9 protein-coding genes are annotated in these 15,543 nt (G+C 74.0%); 2 read left to right on the top strand and 7 right to left on the bottom strand.

All coding sequences use genetic code 11. The features are described from left to right. Nucleotides 1-2 precede the first annotated feature (2 nt). The 3 genes from D6689_09030 to D6689_09020 all read right to left on the bottom strand — a co-directional run bounded on the left by D6689_09030 (nt 3) and on the right by D6689_09020 (nt 4,556). Nucleotides 3-710 (bottom strand): orotidine-5'-phosphate decarboxylase, encoded by a 708-nt coding sequence (locus tag D6689_09030; GenBank protein RMH42151.1) that lies wholly within the window; start codon nt 708-710, stop codon nt 3-5. Next, entirely contained in the window at nt 707-2,431 is a 1,725-nt protein-coding gene (locus D6689_09025; GenBank protein ID RMH42150.1) for a proline--tRNA ligase, read from the bottom strand. Before D6689_09025 ends, D6689_09030 begins: the two co-directional genes overlap by 4 nt. Before the next feature lie 247 nt (nt 2,432-2,678). Next, nucleotides 2,679-4,556 (bottom strand): hypothetical protein, encoded by a 1,878-nt coding sequence (locus D6689_09020; GenBank protein ID RMH42149.1) that lies wholly within the window; start codon nt 4,554-4,556, stop codon nt 2,679-2,681. Between the two features lie 107 nt (nt 4,557-4,663). Between D6689_09020 and D6689_09015 the strand changes: the two genes are divergently transcribed. Continuing rightward, a complete protein-coding gene (locus D6689_09015; GenBank protein RMH42148.1) occupies nt 4,664-5,707 on the top strand; it encodes a hypothetical protein in 1,044 nt (347 codons plus the stop codon). Between the two features lie 135 nt (nt 5,708-5,842). Here D6689_09015 and D6689_09010 read toward each other — a convergent pair whose 3' ends face one another. Together D6689_09010 and D6689_09005 are read right to left on the bottom strand one after the other, a co-directional pair. After that, nucleotides 5,843-6,703 carry a hypothetical protein gene (locus tag D6689_09010; GenBank protein RMH42147.1) on the bottom strand — a complete coding sequence of 287 codons (861 nt, stop codon included), beginning with the start codon at nt 6,701-6,703 and terminating at the stop codon, nt 5,843-5,845. Nucleotides 6,704-6,754: 51 nt separating this feature from the next. Beyond that, nucleotides 6,755-10,267: a DNA polymerase III subunit alpha gene (locus D6689_09005; GenBank protein RMH42146.1), complete on the bottom strand. Its 3,513-nt coding sequence runs from the start codon at nt 10,265-10,267 to the stop codon at nt 6,755-6,757. Between the two features lie 76 nt (nt 10,268-10,343). Here D6689_09005 and D6689_09000 point away from each other — a divergent pair, with 76 nt between their 5' ends. Next, nucleotides 10,344-12,095 carry a hypothetical protein gene (locus D6689_09000; GenBank protein RMH42145.1) on the top strand — a complete coding sequence of 584 codons (1,752 nt, stop codon included), beginning with the start codon at nt 10,344-10,346 and terminating at the stop codon, nt 12,093-12,095. Nucleotides 12,096-12,181: 86 nt separating this feature from the next. On the opposite strand, the gene D6689_08995 is transcribed toward D6689_09000, so the two are convergent. Both D6689_08995 and D6689_08990 read right to left on the bottom strand, forming a co-directional pair. Continuing rightward, the gene (locus tag D6689_08995) at nt 12,182-14,401 is read right to left on the bottom strand and encodes an MFS transporter (GenBank protein RMH42144.1); all 2,220 of its coding nucleotides are present in this window, start codon (nt 14,399-14,401) and stop codon (nt 12,182-12,184) included. Further along, on the bottom strand, nt 14,398-15,543 hold the full coding sequence (locus D6689_08990) for a saccharopine dehydrogenase (protein RMH42143.1): 1,146 nt from the start codon (nt 15,541-15,543) through the stop codon (nt 14,398-14,400). Before D6689_08990 ends, D6689_08995 begins: the two co-directional genes overlap by 4 nt.

The raw sequence follows: 15,543 nt of genomic DNA, 5'->3' as shown, positions 1-15,543 counted from the left end.
CATCAGCGCCGCTCCGGCGCGCGCGCCAGCTCGTCCGCGATCGCGCGCGCCGCCGCCGCCGGGTCCGCCGCGTCGCGGATCGGCCGGCCGACGACGACCAGGTCCGCACCGGCCGCGACCGCCGCCGCCGGCGTTGCGACGCGCTTTTGGTCGCCCGCGTCCGCCCCGGCCGGCCGCACGCCGGGCGTCACGATCAAGAAGTCGCGCGGCACGCGGCCGCGCACCGCGCGCGCCTCGACCGGCGACGCCACGATCCCCGCGCAGCCGCACGCCGCCGCCAGGCGCGCGCGGCGGTCGACCAGGCTGGCGACCGGACCGACCGCGCCGATCGCGTCGAGGTCGTCCTCCCCGAGCGACGTGAGCACGGTGACCGCGAGCACGCGCACGGGCGCCGCCGCGCGCACGGCCGCCTCGAGCATCGCGCGACCGCCGGCCGCGTGCACGGTGAGCAAGTCGGCGCCGAGCGCCGCGACCCGTTCGGCCGCGCGCGCGACGGTCGCCGGAATGTCGTGGAGCTTGAGGTCGAGCATCACGCGGTGCCCGGCGGCGACGAGCCGGCGCACGACCTGGGGTCCCTCGGTGCAAAACAGCTCGAGCCCGACCTTGACCAGCGCCGCGGCACCGCGAACGCGCTCGGCCAACGCGACGGCCGCCGCCGCGTCCGGCACGTCGAGCGCCACGATCAGGCGGGTGCCCGGATCGAAGCTCACGCCGACAGCCTCGCCTTCTCCTCGGCGACCAGCGCCGCGATCCGGTCGACCACGTCGGCGACCGGGACGTCGCTCGCGCCCGCGTCGCGCCGCCACTTGACCTCGACCGTACCGGCCGCCAGTCCGCGCTTTCCGACCTGCACGCGCAGCGGCACGCCGATGAGGTCCGCGTCGGCGAACTTGGCGCCGGCGCGCTCGGGCCGGTCGTCGTAGAGCACTTCGATGCCGCGCGCGCGCAGCGCGTCGTAGATGTCGTCGGCCGCGCGCACGACCGCGTCGTCCTTGGCCTGCAGCGACAGCACCTGCACCTCGTACGGCGCGATCGACATCGGCCAGATGATGCCGCGGTCGTCGCTGTGCTGCTCGATGGCGGCGGCGGCGACGCGGGTGACCCCGATGCCGTAGCAGCCCATTTCCATTACCCGGGTCTGGCCCTGCTCGTCGAGGAACGTGCAGTTCATCGGCTCCGAGTAGACGGTGCCGAGGTAGAACACGTGGCCGACCTCGATGCCGCGCTCGACGCGGAAGCTGCCCGCGTCGCAGCGCGGGCAGCGGTCGCCCTCCTGCGCGAGCCGGATCGGCGCCCACACGTCGACGCGCGCGTCGCGCTCGAGGTCGACCCCGGTGTAGTGCGCATCAGCCTCGTTGGCGCCGCACACCATGCCGGTGGCGCCGCGCAGATCCGCGTCGGCGATCACGCGCAGGTCGAGGCCGACCGGCCCGGCGAACCCGACCGGCGCGCCGGTCGCCTCCGCGGTCTGCTTGTCGCCGGCCAGGTGCACCGCGTCGACGCCGAGCACCTTCTTGAGCTTCACCTCGTTGACGGCGTGATCGCCGCGGACGAGCACGGCGACCAGCTCGTCGCCCGCCACGTACACGAGCGTCTTGACGATGCGGGCCGGATCGACGCCGAGGAACGCCGCCACCTCGTCGATCGTGCGCGCGTTCGGCGTCGCGACCCGCGCCAGCGGCGCGGGCTCGCCCGCGGGCGCGGCGGCGGCCGGACGGAATTCCGCCTGCTCGACGTTCGCCGCGTAGTCGCACGCGTCGCACGCGACCAGCGTGTCCTCGCCCGACGGCGCGAGCACCTGGAACTCGTGGGAGCGGTCGCCGCCGATCGCGCCGGTGTCCGCCTCGACGACCCGGAACGCGAGGCCACAGCGGCGAAAGATCCGCTCGTACGCCGCGTACATCGCCTCGTACGAGCGCAGGGCGCCCTCGCGATCCACGTCGAACGAGTAGGCGTCCTTCATGATGAACTCGCGCCCGCGCATCAACCCCGCGCGCGGGCGCAGCTCGTCGCGAAACTTGGCCTGAATCTGAAACAGGTTGAGCGGCAGGTCGCGGTACGAGCTGGTGTCGCGCCGCACCATGTCGACGATGACCTCCTCGTGCGTCGGGCCGAAGCAGAAGTCGGCGCCCTTGCGGTCCTTGAACCGCAACAGCTCCGGCCCGTACTTGTCCCACCGGCCCGACTCCTTCCACAGCTCCGCCGGCACCGCCGCGGGCATGAGCACCTCCTGCGCGCCGGCGCGGGTCATCTCGTCGCGGATGATCGCCTCGATCTTGTGGATGACGCGCCAGCCGAGCGGCAAGAAGTTGTACACGCCGGCCGCGAGCTGCCGGATGAACCCGCCGCGCACCATGTAGACGTGGCTGCGCACCTGCGCGTCGGCGGGGCTCTCTTTGAGGGTGGGCACGAAGGCCGCTGACATCCGCATGGTCGCAGGGTTTTACGCGCCGGCGGACCGGCGGTCAATGCGCGCGGCCGCGCACGCGCCGCAGGCGGCTCCGAGGCTGTTGCACAGCGGCGCGCCGGTGACGTGGCCCGATGCGGTGCGCGGTTCGGCGCGCGCCCGCCGCGCACGACGGCGCGGACGATGGGGCCGTCGAGATGCGCGCGAGGACGTACGCCGACGGTCGCCCGCCCCGTGCAGCCGGCAGCCGGTGCCCCGACGCGACGGCCTCCTACCGGAGCGCGCGAATCCGGTACTCGCCGTCGTCGTCGAGCACGACGGTGAACAGCAGGCCGTCGTCGGCGCGGCGGCGGTCGGCGCCGAACCGGATCGTGCCGGTGACACCGTCGACCGTCATCTGGGAGAGCGCAGCGGCGACGTCGCCACGCGATCGCGCCCCTGCGGCGACGGCGGCGCGCACGAGCGACGCGGCGTCGTAGGCGTACGCGTCGAGATACGCGGGATCGCGGCCGAACGCGCGGCGAAACCGCTCGACGTAGCGGCCGACGATCGGGTCGCGATCGTCCGCGTAAAATCCGGGCGCGAGGATCGCCCCCTCGCTGTAGCGGCCGGTCGTGCGCGCGAAGCGCGGTCGCAGCGCCTCGGCGGTCGACAATAGATGGACGCGGCGGCCCTGCTTCGGCGGCCGCGCGCCGATCGGTCCCACCATCAGGTTCGCACGCGCCAGCGCCGGCGCGATCAGCTCGAGCTGCGCGGCGGTGTCCGGCACGAACAGCGCGTCCCACGGCTTGCCCGCGATCGGCTCGACGACCGCGGAAAACGACCGCGCGCCCGGCGGGTAGCTGGCGCGGACGATCACCGTGCCGCCGAGGCGGTCGACTTGCGCGGCGAATGCGTCGGCGACGGCGCGGCCGTAGCCGCTGTCGGGCGCGAGGATCGCAAACCGGCGGACGCCGCGGCCGGCGGCGTGGCGCGCGAGCGCTTCGGCGCGCGCCACCGGCGACAGCACGACGTGGAACACGAACGGCGAGTCGACCGGAATGTCCGCGCCGCCGAGCGCGTCGAGCGCGACCAGCGGGACGCCGCGCTGCGCCGCCCGCTCGGCGGCGGCGCGCACGCTGGCGGCGTCGAGCGGGCCCACCACCGCCACGGCCCCCTCGCGCGCGAGCGCGTCGACCGCGTCCGCCGCCGCGTCGGCGAGCGAGCGGGTATCGCGGGTGCTCACCGCGAACGGCGACGGCTCGAGGTCGCCCACTGCGCCCGTCGCGACCCCGAGTCCGGCGAGCGCCGCGTCGCCGACGCGCGCGCGGCGGCCGGACAGCGGCAGCGCCGCGCCGACCAGGTGCGGGTCGCCCCCGTCGGCGGCCGGCGCCGGACCGAGACCGAGCCGCTCGCGCACGGCGTCGACGATCGCGCGAGCGTCGGCCGCGCCGGCGCGATCGCCGCGCGCCGTCCGGACCGCGGCAACCCGCTCCGCCAGGGCGAGTCGCGCCGGGCCGGGGTCTGCGGTGGCGGCCAGGGTGCGCTCGGCGGCCGCCTCGTCCAGCTCCGCGGCGAGAGCGCGCACCCGCGCGAGGATGAAGCTCCGCTCGGCGAGCGTCGCGAGCGGGTACCACCGATCGTAGTGCGCCAACGCGCGCGGCGCGTCGCCGAGCGCGGCGTGCGCCTCGGCCAACACCGCGAATCGCTCGGCGCGCTCGCCGTCGTCGACCGGAGCATCCGGGTCGTCCAGCGCGGCGATCGAGCCGGCCGCATCGCCCGCATACCCGCGCGCCAGGCCGAGGAACAGCCGCGCGCGGCGGCGCAGCGCCGCGTCGGCCGCCGGGTCGTCGACCGCCGCCGCCAACGCGGCGATGGCGTCGTCGTAGCGGCCGGCGCGCAGCGCCGCGCGGCCGGCGTACAGCCGGGCGAACGGCGCGATCGGATCGTCCGGGAACTCGCGGGCGATCGCCGCGAATTCGTCGGCGACCGCCGCGGTCCCGGCGCCGTCGCGCTCGAACCGGGCCTGGGCCTGGTCGAACCGCGCCCGCGCCGCCGGATCTCCGGTCGCGGGCGGAGCGGGCAGAACCCGTGACGGACGGGGGGACTTGGGGCAGCCGGCGACAGCGATGGCGACGGCGGCGAACAGCGCGAGGCGCGGCAGGGTCATGGTCGGTTCGTCTCCGGGCCGGCCCGCAGGCGGCCCGCGGCCAGCGTAGCCGGAGCCGGCGCCGGCCGCAAAGCGCGCGCGCGGCGGCGCCGCTACAATAGCGTCGCATGCGCACCCCGGCCGATTCGAGCCTCGACACCGATCCCGTCGCCGCCCACCTCGACCGCGCGTGGGAGCTGCTCGACCGCGGCGACGTGACCGGCGCGGCGGTGGCCGCCGACCGAGCCGCCGAACTGGCGCCCAAGGACCCGGAGGTGCTGACCCTGCGCGGCGCCGTCGCCGCGGCACGCGGCGACACGGCCGATGCACTGGAGCTGTACGAGGCCGCCGCCGCGGAAGATCCCGACTATGCGTCGCCGCTGTTGCAGAGCGCCGAGTTGCAGTTGTACACCCTCGACGACCACGAAGCGGCGCTGCGACTCGCCGACGAGGCGCTGGAAGTGTGCGCCGACGGGGACGAGCGCGTCGACGCGCTGCTGCTGAAGGCCGCCGCGCTGCGGGCGGCCGGCGACGAGGAGGGCGCGCACGCCGTCGCCGTCGAGCTGCGCGACGCCGACATCGAAGACCCCGGGCTGCGAGTGCGCGCCGCCCTGGCCTGTTTCGACGCGGGCGACCTCGACGCCGCCGAGCGGCACCTGCGCGCCGCCCTGGCCGCCGACGACGGCCTCGCCGACGCGCACCACGCGCTCGGGCTCGTGTGCGAGGCGCGCGGCGATGTCGACGGCATGCGCGCCGCGTGGCTGCGGTGCCGCGAACTCGACTTGCGAGCGCCGCCGCCGCCGTGGCACGTGACGCCGGACGAGTTCCACGCGATGGCCGAGCGCGCGTTCCAATCGCTGCCGGAGCAGGCCCGCGCGCGGCTCGGGAACGTGCCCATCCTCGTGTGCGACTACCCGTCGGTCGAGGTCGTCGCCGAGGGCAACGACCCGCGGATGCTCGGGTTCTTCTCCGGCGTGCCCTACGGCGACAAGCCCAACGTCGGCGACGCGCCGACCGGTCCGGACTGCGTGTTCCTGTACCAGCGCAACATCGAAAGCGCATGTCGCGACGGCGACGACCTCGAGCACGAGGTGTACGTCACCCTGTGGCACGAGACGGCGCACTTTTTCGGGCTCGACGACGACGATCTCGAGCGCATCGGGCTGGACTGAGACGTCGCGGCCGGAACGCGGGAGAGCGCCGCCGGGCGCGCGGGCCGCCGGCCGCGCGGGCCGCCGGCCGCGAGCCCGCCCGGAGCGCGCAGCGCCGGCGGCGCGGCCCGCCGCGGACGCCCGCGCCGCGCGGCGCTACGAAGTCGGCCGCTCGCTGGGCAGCCGGCGCGCCGGGCCGCGCGGTGGAAGCGGCAGCGGACGCAACCCGGATTGCCTGCGATATCGGTTTGTTTGACGCAAGACCTTCAACAAAAACCTGTGACCTTGCAGCGCGGTGCCGCGGACCTGGACGAGGCGCCGCCGCGCCTTCCAGAACCCGAGCCGCTGGACGAGCCGGCCGCCGTACGGCCCCGAGTTGTACGCCGTGATGCCGCCGTCGCGGCCGAACCGGCGCATGTACGCGCTCAGCAGTTCGGCGGCCGCGGGGATCGCGCGCTCGGGATCCATCACGTCGGCGGACGTGAACGCGTACACCCGCTCCCCGCGTCGCTGGCGCTTTTCGCGGACTTCGTTGACCGCCGCGATGCCGTCGCGGGTGAACTGCGCGATGCCGCGCGCGCCGCCGCCGACCGCCACCCGCTTGCCGCGCACCGTCCGGTAGATGCGCGCGCCCACGCGGGTCGGGTCGAGGCGGGACTCGCAGTACAGAAGCCCCTTGAGCAAGAACGGATCGACGCCCCACTGCGCCGCCGCATCGGCGATCAGACCGTCGAACGGACCGCGCTGCGTCCGGCGGAACGCGGCGAGTTCGCGCCGCGCCCGCCGGGTGAGCCGGTGCGTGCGCGCGCGCTGCACGCGCTGCCGCAGCGCGACCGGGCTGCCCGCGACGACGTCGCGCCACGCGGAGGCCGTCCACGCGAACCCGCGCGCCGCTTCGGTGGCGGTGACGGCCCGCGGTCCGCCGGCGCGAATCGACTGCGCGCCCGCGAGCGGCGGGCCGGCCAGCCAGGCGGCGGCCGCGACGGCAATGGCGTGACGAAGTCGCACGGACCCCAGAGCCTAGCCACGGGCCAGGCCCGGCCGCAAGAAGGAAATTTCCACGCAAAATCAAGCAAGTACCGCAACGCGGTCGCCGAACAGGCGCTCGAGGCGCGCCAGCAACTCGTCGTTGGCCGGCACCTTGTAGCGGTCGCCGAGCGGGATGATGGTCTCGGAGCGGTGCGGGATCCGCAGGTGCAGCACGGTCTGACACGACCCGCGCGAGCGCGAAAGAAGCTGCTCGAGTTCGCGAATTTGCTCCGGCCGAACGCTGTCGGCGCTCAGGTGGATGTGGACGGCCTTCGTCTTCTGGCGCCGCAGCTCGGCCAGCGGGGTCACGCTGTCGACAATCAGGCGCCATACCGGCGGCTCGCCGGCCGGCGCCTCGTTGCGCACCTCGCCGGTGCACAGGATGGGCTCGTCGCTCACGAGCACCTCGCGGACCTCGGCGAACGTCTTCGGAAAGACGATGACCTCGATCTGACCGAACGTGTCCTCGAGCTGGAAGAACGCGAGCTTGCCGTCACCGCGGCGCGTCGGCCGTTCGCGGTACGCCGCCACGACCCCGCCGATGGACGCCTCCCCCGGCGCGCGCAGCCCGTCGAGGAAGTCGCGCGTGGTCGCCGTCGCGAACCGCGCCAGTTCCGACCGATACCGGTCCAGGGGGTGGCCGCTCACGTAGAACCCGAGCGATTCCTTCTCGAACGCGAGCCGCTGTTTCGGCGTCCACTCCTCGACGTCGGGATACGTCTCCGGCTGCGCCGCCCGCTCCTCGGAGGCGTTCAACAGCCCGAAAAGGCTGGCCTGCCCCGTTTTCTTGTCGCGCTGGGCCTGGGCGCCGCGCTCCATCGCCCGGTCGATGGCGGCAAACAGGCGGGCGCGGGCGACGCCGGTGGCCGCGGCGATGCCATCGAACGCGCCGCTCTTGACGAGCGCCTCGACCACCCGGCGGTTCGCCCGGTGCCCGTCGACGCGCTCGCAGAAGTCGTAGATGGATCGGAACGGGCCGCCCTCGCCGCGCGCCTCGAGGATCGCCTCGACCGCGCCGTGGCCCACGCCCTTGACCGCGCCGAGGCCGAAGCGGATGACCTTGCCGCCGTCGTCGGAGCGCACGACGCGGAAGTCGGCCGCCGACTCGTTGATGTCCGGCCGCTCCACGGTGAGCCCCATCGCGCGCGCCTCGGCGATGAACTTGACGATGTTGTCGGTGTTGTCGGCGTCGCACGACATCAACCCCGCCATGAACTCGTGCGGGAAGTGGTGCTTGAGGTACGCCGTCTGATAGGTGATGAGCCCGTAGGCCGCCGAGTGCGACCGGTTGAAGCCGTAGCCCGCGAAGTAGGCCATCAGCTCCCACACCTTCTCGGCGGTGCGCTCGTCCACCTGGCGCTCGCGCGCCCCGGCCATGAACCGGGTCTTCTCCTTGGCCATCACTTCGGCCTTCTTCTTGCCCATGGCGCGCCGCAGCAGGTCCGCGGCGCCGAGGCTGTAGCCGGCCAGCACCTGCGCGATCTGCATCACCTGCTCCTGGTAGACGATGACCCCGTAGGTCGCCGCCAGGATCGGCTCGAGCGCGGGATGCGGGTACTCGACCTTCTTGCGGCCGTGCTTGCGATCGATGAAGTCGTCGACCATGCCGCCCTCGAGGGGGCCCGGCCGGTACAGCGCGACCGCCGCGACGATATCCTCGAACTTGTCCGGCTTGAGCTTCTTGAGGATCTCGCGAAAGCCGCTCGACTCGAGCTGGAACACGCCCGTGGTGTCGCCCCGCGCGATCATGGCGTACACGTCCGGGTCGTCCATCGGGATCGCCGTCAGGTCGAATTCCGGCTCGCCCGCCTCGCGGCGCTGCTCGTTGATCAGGCGCACCGCCGTATCGATCACCGTGAGCGTCTTGAGGCCGAGGAAGTCGAACTTGACGAGCCCCGACTTCTCGGCCTCCGCCATGGCGAACTGCGTGACGATCTCGTCGTTCTTGCCGCGGCAGCACGGCACGTACTCCCAAAGCGGCTTCTCGGCGATCACGACGCCGGCCGCGTGCATGCCGACGTGCCGGTTGAGACCCTCGAGCGCGGCCGCGATGTCGAGCAGTTCCCTCGCCTTCGGATCCTCTTCGTACAACTTCTTGAGTTCGGGCTCCTGGTCGACCGCCTTCATCACGGGCGGCGACTTGCCCTGTTGCGGCTCGGGCACGAGCTTGGCCAGCCGATCGGCCTCGGCGTACGGGATCTGCATGACCCGCGCGATGTCGCGGATGACGCCGCGCGCCTTGAGCTGGTGGAACGTGGCGATCTGCCCGACGCGGTCGCGGCCGTATTTTTCCTGCACGTAGCGGATCACCTCGTCGCGCCGGTTCATGCAGAAGTCGACGTCGATGTCCGGCATGCTGATTCGCTCCGGGTTCAGGAACCGCTCGAACAGCAGGTTGAACTCGATCGGGTCGATGTCGGTGATGCGCATCGCGTAGGCCACCAGCGATCCGGCGCCCGAGCCGCGCCCCGGCCCGACCGGTATGCCGTGTTCCTTGGCCCAGTTGATGAAGTCCCACACGATCAGGAAGTAGCCGGGGAACCCCATCTGCTCGATGATGCGCAGCTCGTGGGCGATGCGCTCGCGGTACTGGTCCGGATCGAACGCCTTGCCGCGCCGGCGCATCTCCTCGAACCGCCGCTCGAGCCCCTTGTCGACCACCTCGCGGAAGTAGCTGACCGTGTCGTGGCCCTCCGGCACGCGGTACTGCGGCAGATAGGTCTGGTTCAGCTCGAGCTCGACGTTGCAGCGGCGAGCGATCGCGACCGTGTTCTCGAGCGCCTCGGGGATGTGGCGGAACGCCGCGTTCATCTGCTCCGGGCTCTTGATGAAGTACGAGTCGACCGTGTGGCGCAGGCGTTTTTCGTCGGCCGTCGTCTTGCCCGACTGGATGCACAGCAGGATCTCCTGCGCCCGCGCGTCGGCCTGCTCGACGTAGTGGCAGTCGTTGGTGGCCACCAGCGGGATGCCGAGCTTCGGGCCCATCTTGGCGAGCTCCTCGTTGAGTTCGTCCTGCTCCGGCAGCCCGTTGGGCATCAGCTCGAGGTAGAAGTCGCCCGGCGCGAAGATGTCCTTGTATTCGAGCGCGACCTGTTCGGCCGCCTCCCGGCCCTGCTTGTGGAACGTCTGCGCGACCTCGCCGCCGAGGCACGCCGACAGGCCGATGAGCCCCTCGGAGTGGTCGCGCAGCAGCTGCTTGTCGATGCGCGGGTGGTAGTAGAACCCCTCGAGGAACCCCATCGAGTTGAGGTACGACAGGTTCTTGTAGCCGACCTCGTTTTTGGCGAGCAGGATGAGGTGGAAGTTGCGGCGGTTGGTCCGATCGCGGCGGTCGGTGGCAGCCACGTACGTCTCGCAGCCGAAGATCGGCTTGACGCCGTGTTCCTTGGCCCGGGTGTAGAAGTCGACCGCGCCGAACATGTTGCCATGGTCGGTGGCGGCGACCGCGTCCATCCCCAGGTCGAGCACGCGCGGGAACAGGTCCTTGAGGCGGATCGCCCCGTCCAGCAGGCTGTATTGGGTGTGCAGGTGCAGGTGCGTGAACTCGCCCATCGAACGTCAGCTTGTACCGCGGCCATCTGATCCGGGGTAGAGTCGACGGGCGGTCGCCGACCCGAATCCGCCCGCCGTGAACCCGATGACGCGCACTTGCGCCGCCCTGTGCGCCGCGCTCGCCGCCGCGTGCGGCGGCGGCGGCGATCCCCCGATGCCGGACGCGGGAGCGCCTCCGGCGGCGCGGCTGGTCATCCTCGACCCGCCGTCCGACTCGATCGGCCTGCCGTTCGGCGGCACCGTCGCGCTGCGCGTCCGCTACGAACGCGACGAAGGCGCGCCGATCGCCGGCGGCGTCGTCCACTTCGCGTTCGCCGACGGGCCGGTGGACGACCCGGCCGGCGCCGCGCTGTCCGCATCGGAGGCGACGACCGACGCCGGCGGCATCGCGCGCGTCGATCTGGTCGCGGGCGCCGCGCGCACCAGCTTCCGCGTGCGCGCGACGGCGGACTACGCGCAGCCGGTCACCTTCTACGTGCAGGTGAGCGACGAAGGCTTCACCGCGCTCGAGCTGGTGACGGCACACGAGGGCTGGCGCGACCCGGCGACGTTCGCGAGGGTGCAGGTGCGCGTGTACCGGCGCGCGACGGCGACCTGCGCGGACATCGACCCGGACGCGCCGCCCGAGTCGGAGTTCCCACCGCGCGCGATGACCTCGTTCGGCGCGGTGGCGGCGTACACGAACCTGAGCGCGCTCGAGCCGTACACCGTGATCGCGTGGGGCGAGATGCCGGCCGGCGCGCGCGCCGCGTACGGCTGCGCGGCGATCGCCGCGGCGCAGGTGCCGCCCGGCCCGCGCGCCCGCGCGGTCCTCGCGGTGGCCGACCGCCCGCTGGCGCTGCCCGCCGGCCCGGTCGCGCTGGAGGCGGCGCTCGACCTGACCCCGGTGGACGCCGCGGCGCGCGCGGCGGGCGCGACGCGGCCGTGGGACGTGTTGGCCTGCCCCGCCGGGCCGGCGCAGCTCGCGATCGACTGCGCGCTCGACGCCGCCGTGTCGGACCCGGACGCGGCGGCCGACTGCGCGGTCGACGCAGACGCCGCGACCGCGCCGCTGGCCGAGGCGATCGAGGCCCTGCGCGAACCGGCGGACGCGTCGGGCTGCCGGCCCGCGGCCGGGCTCGACGGCGACGTCCTGGCGGCGATGGCCGGCGGACCGTGGCCGGTCGGCGCGGCGCTCGACGCGCTGGTGGCCGCGCGGACGGAAGCCGCGACCGCTTTGACGTTGCGCAGCGAACTCACCGCGGTCCAGCCGCGCGCCGTCCGCCACCGGCTCGTGTCGATCGGCCGCGACGGCTTTTCGCTCGCCCTGGGCGACACGCCCCGCCCGATCGTCGACCGCTCGCCGATCGCGGTCGCCGTCGACGGGGCGGCCGGCGCGGTCGCCGTCGCGCCGCACGCGTTCAGCCTGCGCGTCGGGTCGGCCAGCTACGCGGCGTTCGCCGCCCTCGGGCTCGAACCCGCCGGCCTCGGGCCGCGAGCCGGCGACCTCGGCACCGCGCTGGCCGAGTCGATCGCCGCGGGCGGCGAGGTCGGTTGCGCCGCGCTCAGCGCGCTGGCGTGCGAGCCCGCCGGCCAGCCCGACGGCTGCCTCGACGGCGGCTGCGCCCAGGCCGCGGCGATGCTCGACGACGCGCTGCACGCCTGGTGGCGCTTTGCCGACGGCGCCGACGACGACTTCGCGGTCGAGGGCGACGTGCCGTTCGCCGACGACGGCGACGACCTGATCGTCGACCGGCTGGGCGCGCCGGCCGGCGCGTGGTCGGTGACGTTCACGCTCGCAGACGGCAGCGAGGTCGGCGCGGTCGCGCCGTTTTCACCCGCGCCGTAGCCGCGGCGCCGCAGGCGGCCGCGGCCGCGTGGGGCGCGCGATCGGCGCACCGCGGGCGGCTTCGCACCGAGCGCCGCCGGGGCGCGCTATCGGCCGGCGTCGCCGCGCGCCGCGCGTTCGATCGCCGCCTCGGACAACAGCACGTGGCGCGCCGCGGGTCCGAGAGGCACGAAGCTGTCGGCGGCCGTGACCCGCGCGATCGGCCCGCGATAGCCCGCCTCCACCAAGGCGGTGACGATCGCCTCGCCCACGCCCGCAGTGCGCCGCGTCTCGTCGGCGATCACGACGCGGCGCGCGTCGCGCGCGCAGGCGGCGAGCGCATCGACCGGCAGCGGCGCCAGCCATCGCAGGTCGACCACGCGGCACGCCGGCCCGCCCGCCTCCGCGAGCCGCCGCTGCACCCGGCGGCAGTGGCGCGCGCCGTTGGCGAACGACACGAGCAACACGTCGCCGTCGCCCTCGATGCGCGGCGCGCCGATCGGCACGTGTGGGCCGGCCGGGTCGTAGCGCATCGCGAGCGCGCCGTCGCCCGGCGCGTGCAGGTCGCGCGCGGCGTACAGCGCGATCGGCTCGAGGAACGCGCACACCGCGCCGTCGACGCGCGCGGCGGCCACACACGTGCGCAACATCGCCGCGGCGTCGTCTCCGCGCGACGGCGCCGCGACGATGAGCCCCGGGATCTCGCGCAGCGCGGCGATCGCGTTGTCGTTGTGAAAGTGGCCGCCGAAGCCATCAGGGTCGGCAAAGGCGGCGATGCGCACGACCATCGGGTTGGAGAACTGCCGCTGCGACAAGAACGCCAGGGTGGCCGCCTCGCCGCGCAGTTGATCGATCGCGTTGTGAAGATAGGCGAGGTATTGAATCTCCGGGACCGGCAGGTAGCCGACGTGTCCGGCGCCGATCGCGAGGCCCAAGATGGTCTGCTCGTCGAGCAGCGTGTCGAACACGCGCGCGGCGCCGGCGCGCGCCTGCAGCCCGCGCGTCACGCCGTAGACTCCGCCCTTGCGGCCGACGTCCTCGCCGAACACCAGCAGTTCGGGCACCGTCGCGAGCAGATCGCCGAGCGCCGCGCGGATGTGGTGCGCCATCGGCGCGGGCCCCGCGTCCTCCGGCAGCCGGTCGCCCCAAAACGCCGTCCGCGCCGCCGCATCGACCGGCCGCGCGGCCTCGGCCGCGACCGCGCCGGCCGGGGGCGGACGCAACGGCGCCATCACGTCGGCCGCGTCGCGCAGCGGCGGCGCGGTCGCCGCGCGATCCGCCTCGGCGTCGATCTCGGCGCGCGCGGCGTCCCAAGCGGCGCGCACCTGGTCGGCCGACAGCGCCCCCGTCTCGATCAGCAGGCGCGCCGTCGCGGCGACCGGATCGCGCGCCACGCCGGCGGCGATGTCCGCCGGGCTGCGATAGGCCAGCTCGACGTCCGACCCGGCGTGGCCGAGCAGCCGGACGCACCGCATGTGCAAAAACGCCGGCCGGCGGTGCGATCGCACGTAGCGAGCCGCCGCGCGAGCCGCCGCGTCGATCGACTCGAGGTCGCACCCGTCGCCGGCGAAGTAGCGCAGGCCGGGGCGACCGGCGAATGCGGCTTCGATCCATCCGGGCGGGGTCGGCACGCTGATGCCCAGGCCGTTGTCCTCGCACACGAACAGGATCGGCAGCGGCCAGTGCATCGCGATGCGGCACGCGGCCGCGATCGCACCGGTTGCGGTCGAGTGGCTCGCCGATGCGTCGCCAAAGCTGCACACCGCGATGGCGTCGGCGGGGACGCGGCCGGCCGCGCGCAACTTGCGGTCGCGCTCGATCGCAAACGCGCAGCCGACCGCCTTTGGCAGGTGCGACGCGATCGTCGACGTTTGCGGCGGCATCGCGAGCGCAGCCGAACCGAACACCTTGTGGCGGCCCCCCGCGATCGGCTCGTCGCGCGCCGCGACGACGCCCAACAGGAGATCGCGCGCGGGACGTTGCCCGGGCACCTGGGCGGCGCGCGCGAACCAGAACGCGCCAGACCGGTAGTGGACGAACGCCGGGTCGGTCGGCCGCAGCGCCGCCGCCACCGCCGCGTTGCCCTCGTGCCCGGCCGACGCGATCGTGTAGTAGCCGGCGCCGCGCGCGCGCAGCCGGCGCGCCGCGTAGTCGCACAAGCGGCTGCGGATCTGCGCGTCGAACAGCGCGACCGCGCGGCGGGCGGTCAGCGCGCCGCCGGGCCGCAACGGATCGTCCGGCGCGAGCGGCGCCGCCGGCGGCCGCGCCGCCGCGATCGCGTCGGCCAGCGCGCGGTCGAGCGCCGCGATCGCGTCGGCGGACGTCATGCGCGCTCGACGACGGTCGCCACACAGCGAACGCCGCGGGCGTCCAGCGCGGCCAGCACTTCGTCGAGAAACCCCGGCTGCTGCGCCGGGATCTCGGGCGGATACACCCCCGGGCCGAGCGGGAAGCGCCCCTCGGCGATCATGCGCGCGACCGCGGTGGCCGGGTAGGCGGTGGTGCGCGACATCGACCGCGTGTCGGTGTCCGGATCGTAGACGTCGTGCAGGTGCCACCGGTACTCGACCGCGGCGCCGTCCGCGACGCCGCGCGCGATCACGCGCAACACGGTGAGGTCCGGCTCGCGGTCTTCGTAGGCCCACTTCGGAAACAGCAGCGCGCTGGTGACGTCGAGCGGCCGCACCGCCACGCCGCCGACGTCGATCGGTTGCTTCGAGAACAACCCCGTGGTGCGAAACGCGCGCATCAGCGCGACGTGCCCCGGATACCGCAGCGTCTTTTCGCGCATGTTGGGTACCGGCAGCGTCTGGGTGAGGGATCGCAACCCGTCGGTGTTGAACGCCTCGAGCGTGCCGACCGACGGAAAGTCGATCAACTCCGGCTCCGACAGCGCCTCCTTGACGACGACCTGTCCGTGCTCGACGACCCGCGCCGGCCGGACGTACTCCTCGATCACGTCCGACGGCGCGAATCCGGCCTTGTACTCGAACGGCCACCGGCGCTCGACCGGCAGCCCGCCGACGTAGATGTCGATGCGGTCGCACCGATCCAGCTTGGCCGCCGCCCAACCGGCCATCATGTTGCTCACGCCCGGGGCGATTCCGCAGTCGACCACCGCGACGACGCCCTGCCGCTCCGCCCGCGGTGTCTCGACCAGGGGATCCTCCGCCATGAAGGAGATGTCCACGTATGGCTTGCCGGCGTCGATCACCGCGCGCAGGGTCTGCAGCCCGATCGCGCTCGGCAGCGCGCCGACGACCACGTCCGCGTGGGCGACCGCGCGGCCGATCGCGCCCGGATCGGCCACGTCCGCCGTCCGCGCCTCGATCCGCGCGTCGCCGGAGAACCGCTCCACCGCCTCCGACCGCGCGTCGACCACGGTCACGTCGTAGGCCGGATCGGCCGCCAGATCGCGCACCATCGCGGCGCCGACGCGCCCCGCTCCCAAGATCACCGCGTGTGGCAT

It is taken from the genome of Deltaproteobacteria bacterium (genome assembly GCA_003696105.1).
Lineage (GTDB): Bacteria > Myxococcota_A > Polyangia > Haliangiales > J016 > J016.
This window is presented reverse-complemented; position numbering and strand designations above follow the sequence as displayed.

Bases quoted from the DNA above. Each gene is read 5' to 3' on its own strand.
- D6689_09025 (RMH42150.1), bottom strand. From the start codon at position 2,431: ATGCGGATGTCAGCGGCCTTCGTGCCCACCCTCAAAGAGAGCCCCGCC.
- D6689_09020 (RMH42149.1), bottom strand. From the start codon at position 4,556: ATGACCCTGCCGCGCCTCGCGCTGTTCGCCGCCGTCGCCATCGCTGTC.
- D6689_09015 (RMH42148.1), top strand. From the start codon at position 4,664: ATGCGCACCCCGGCCGATTCGAGCCTCGACACCGATCCCGTCGCCGCC.
- D6689_09005 (RMH42146.1), bottom strand. From the start codon at position 10,267: ATGGGCGAGTTCACGCACCTGCACCTGCACACCCAATACAGCCTGCTG.
- D6689_08995 (RMH42144.1), bottom strand. From the start codon at position 14,401: ATGACGTCCGCCGACGCGATCGCGGCGCTCGACCGCGCGCTGGCCGAC.
- D6689_08990 (RMH42143.1), bottom strand. From the start codon at position 15,543: ATGCCACACGCGGTGATCTTGGGAGCGGGGCGCGTCGGCGCCGCGATG.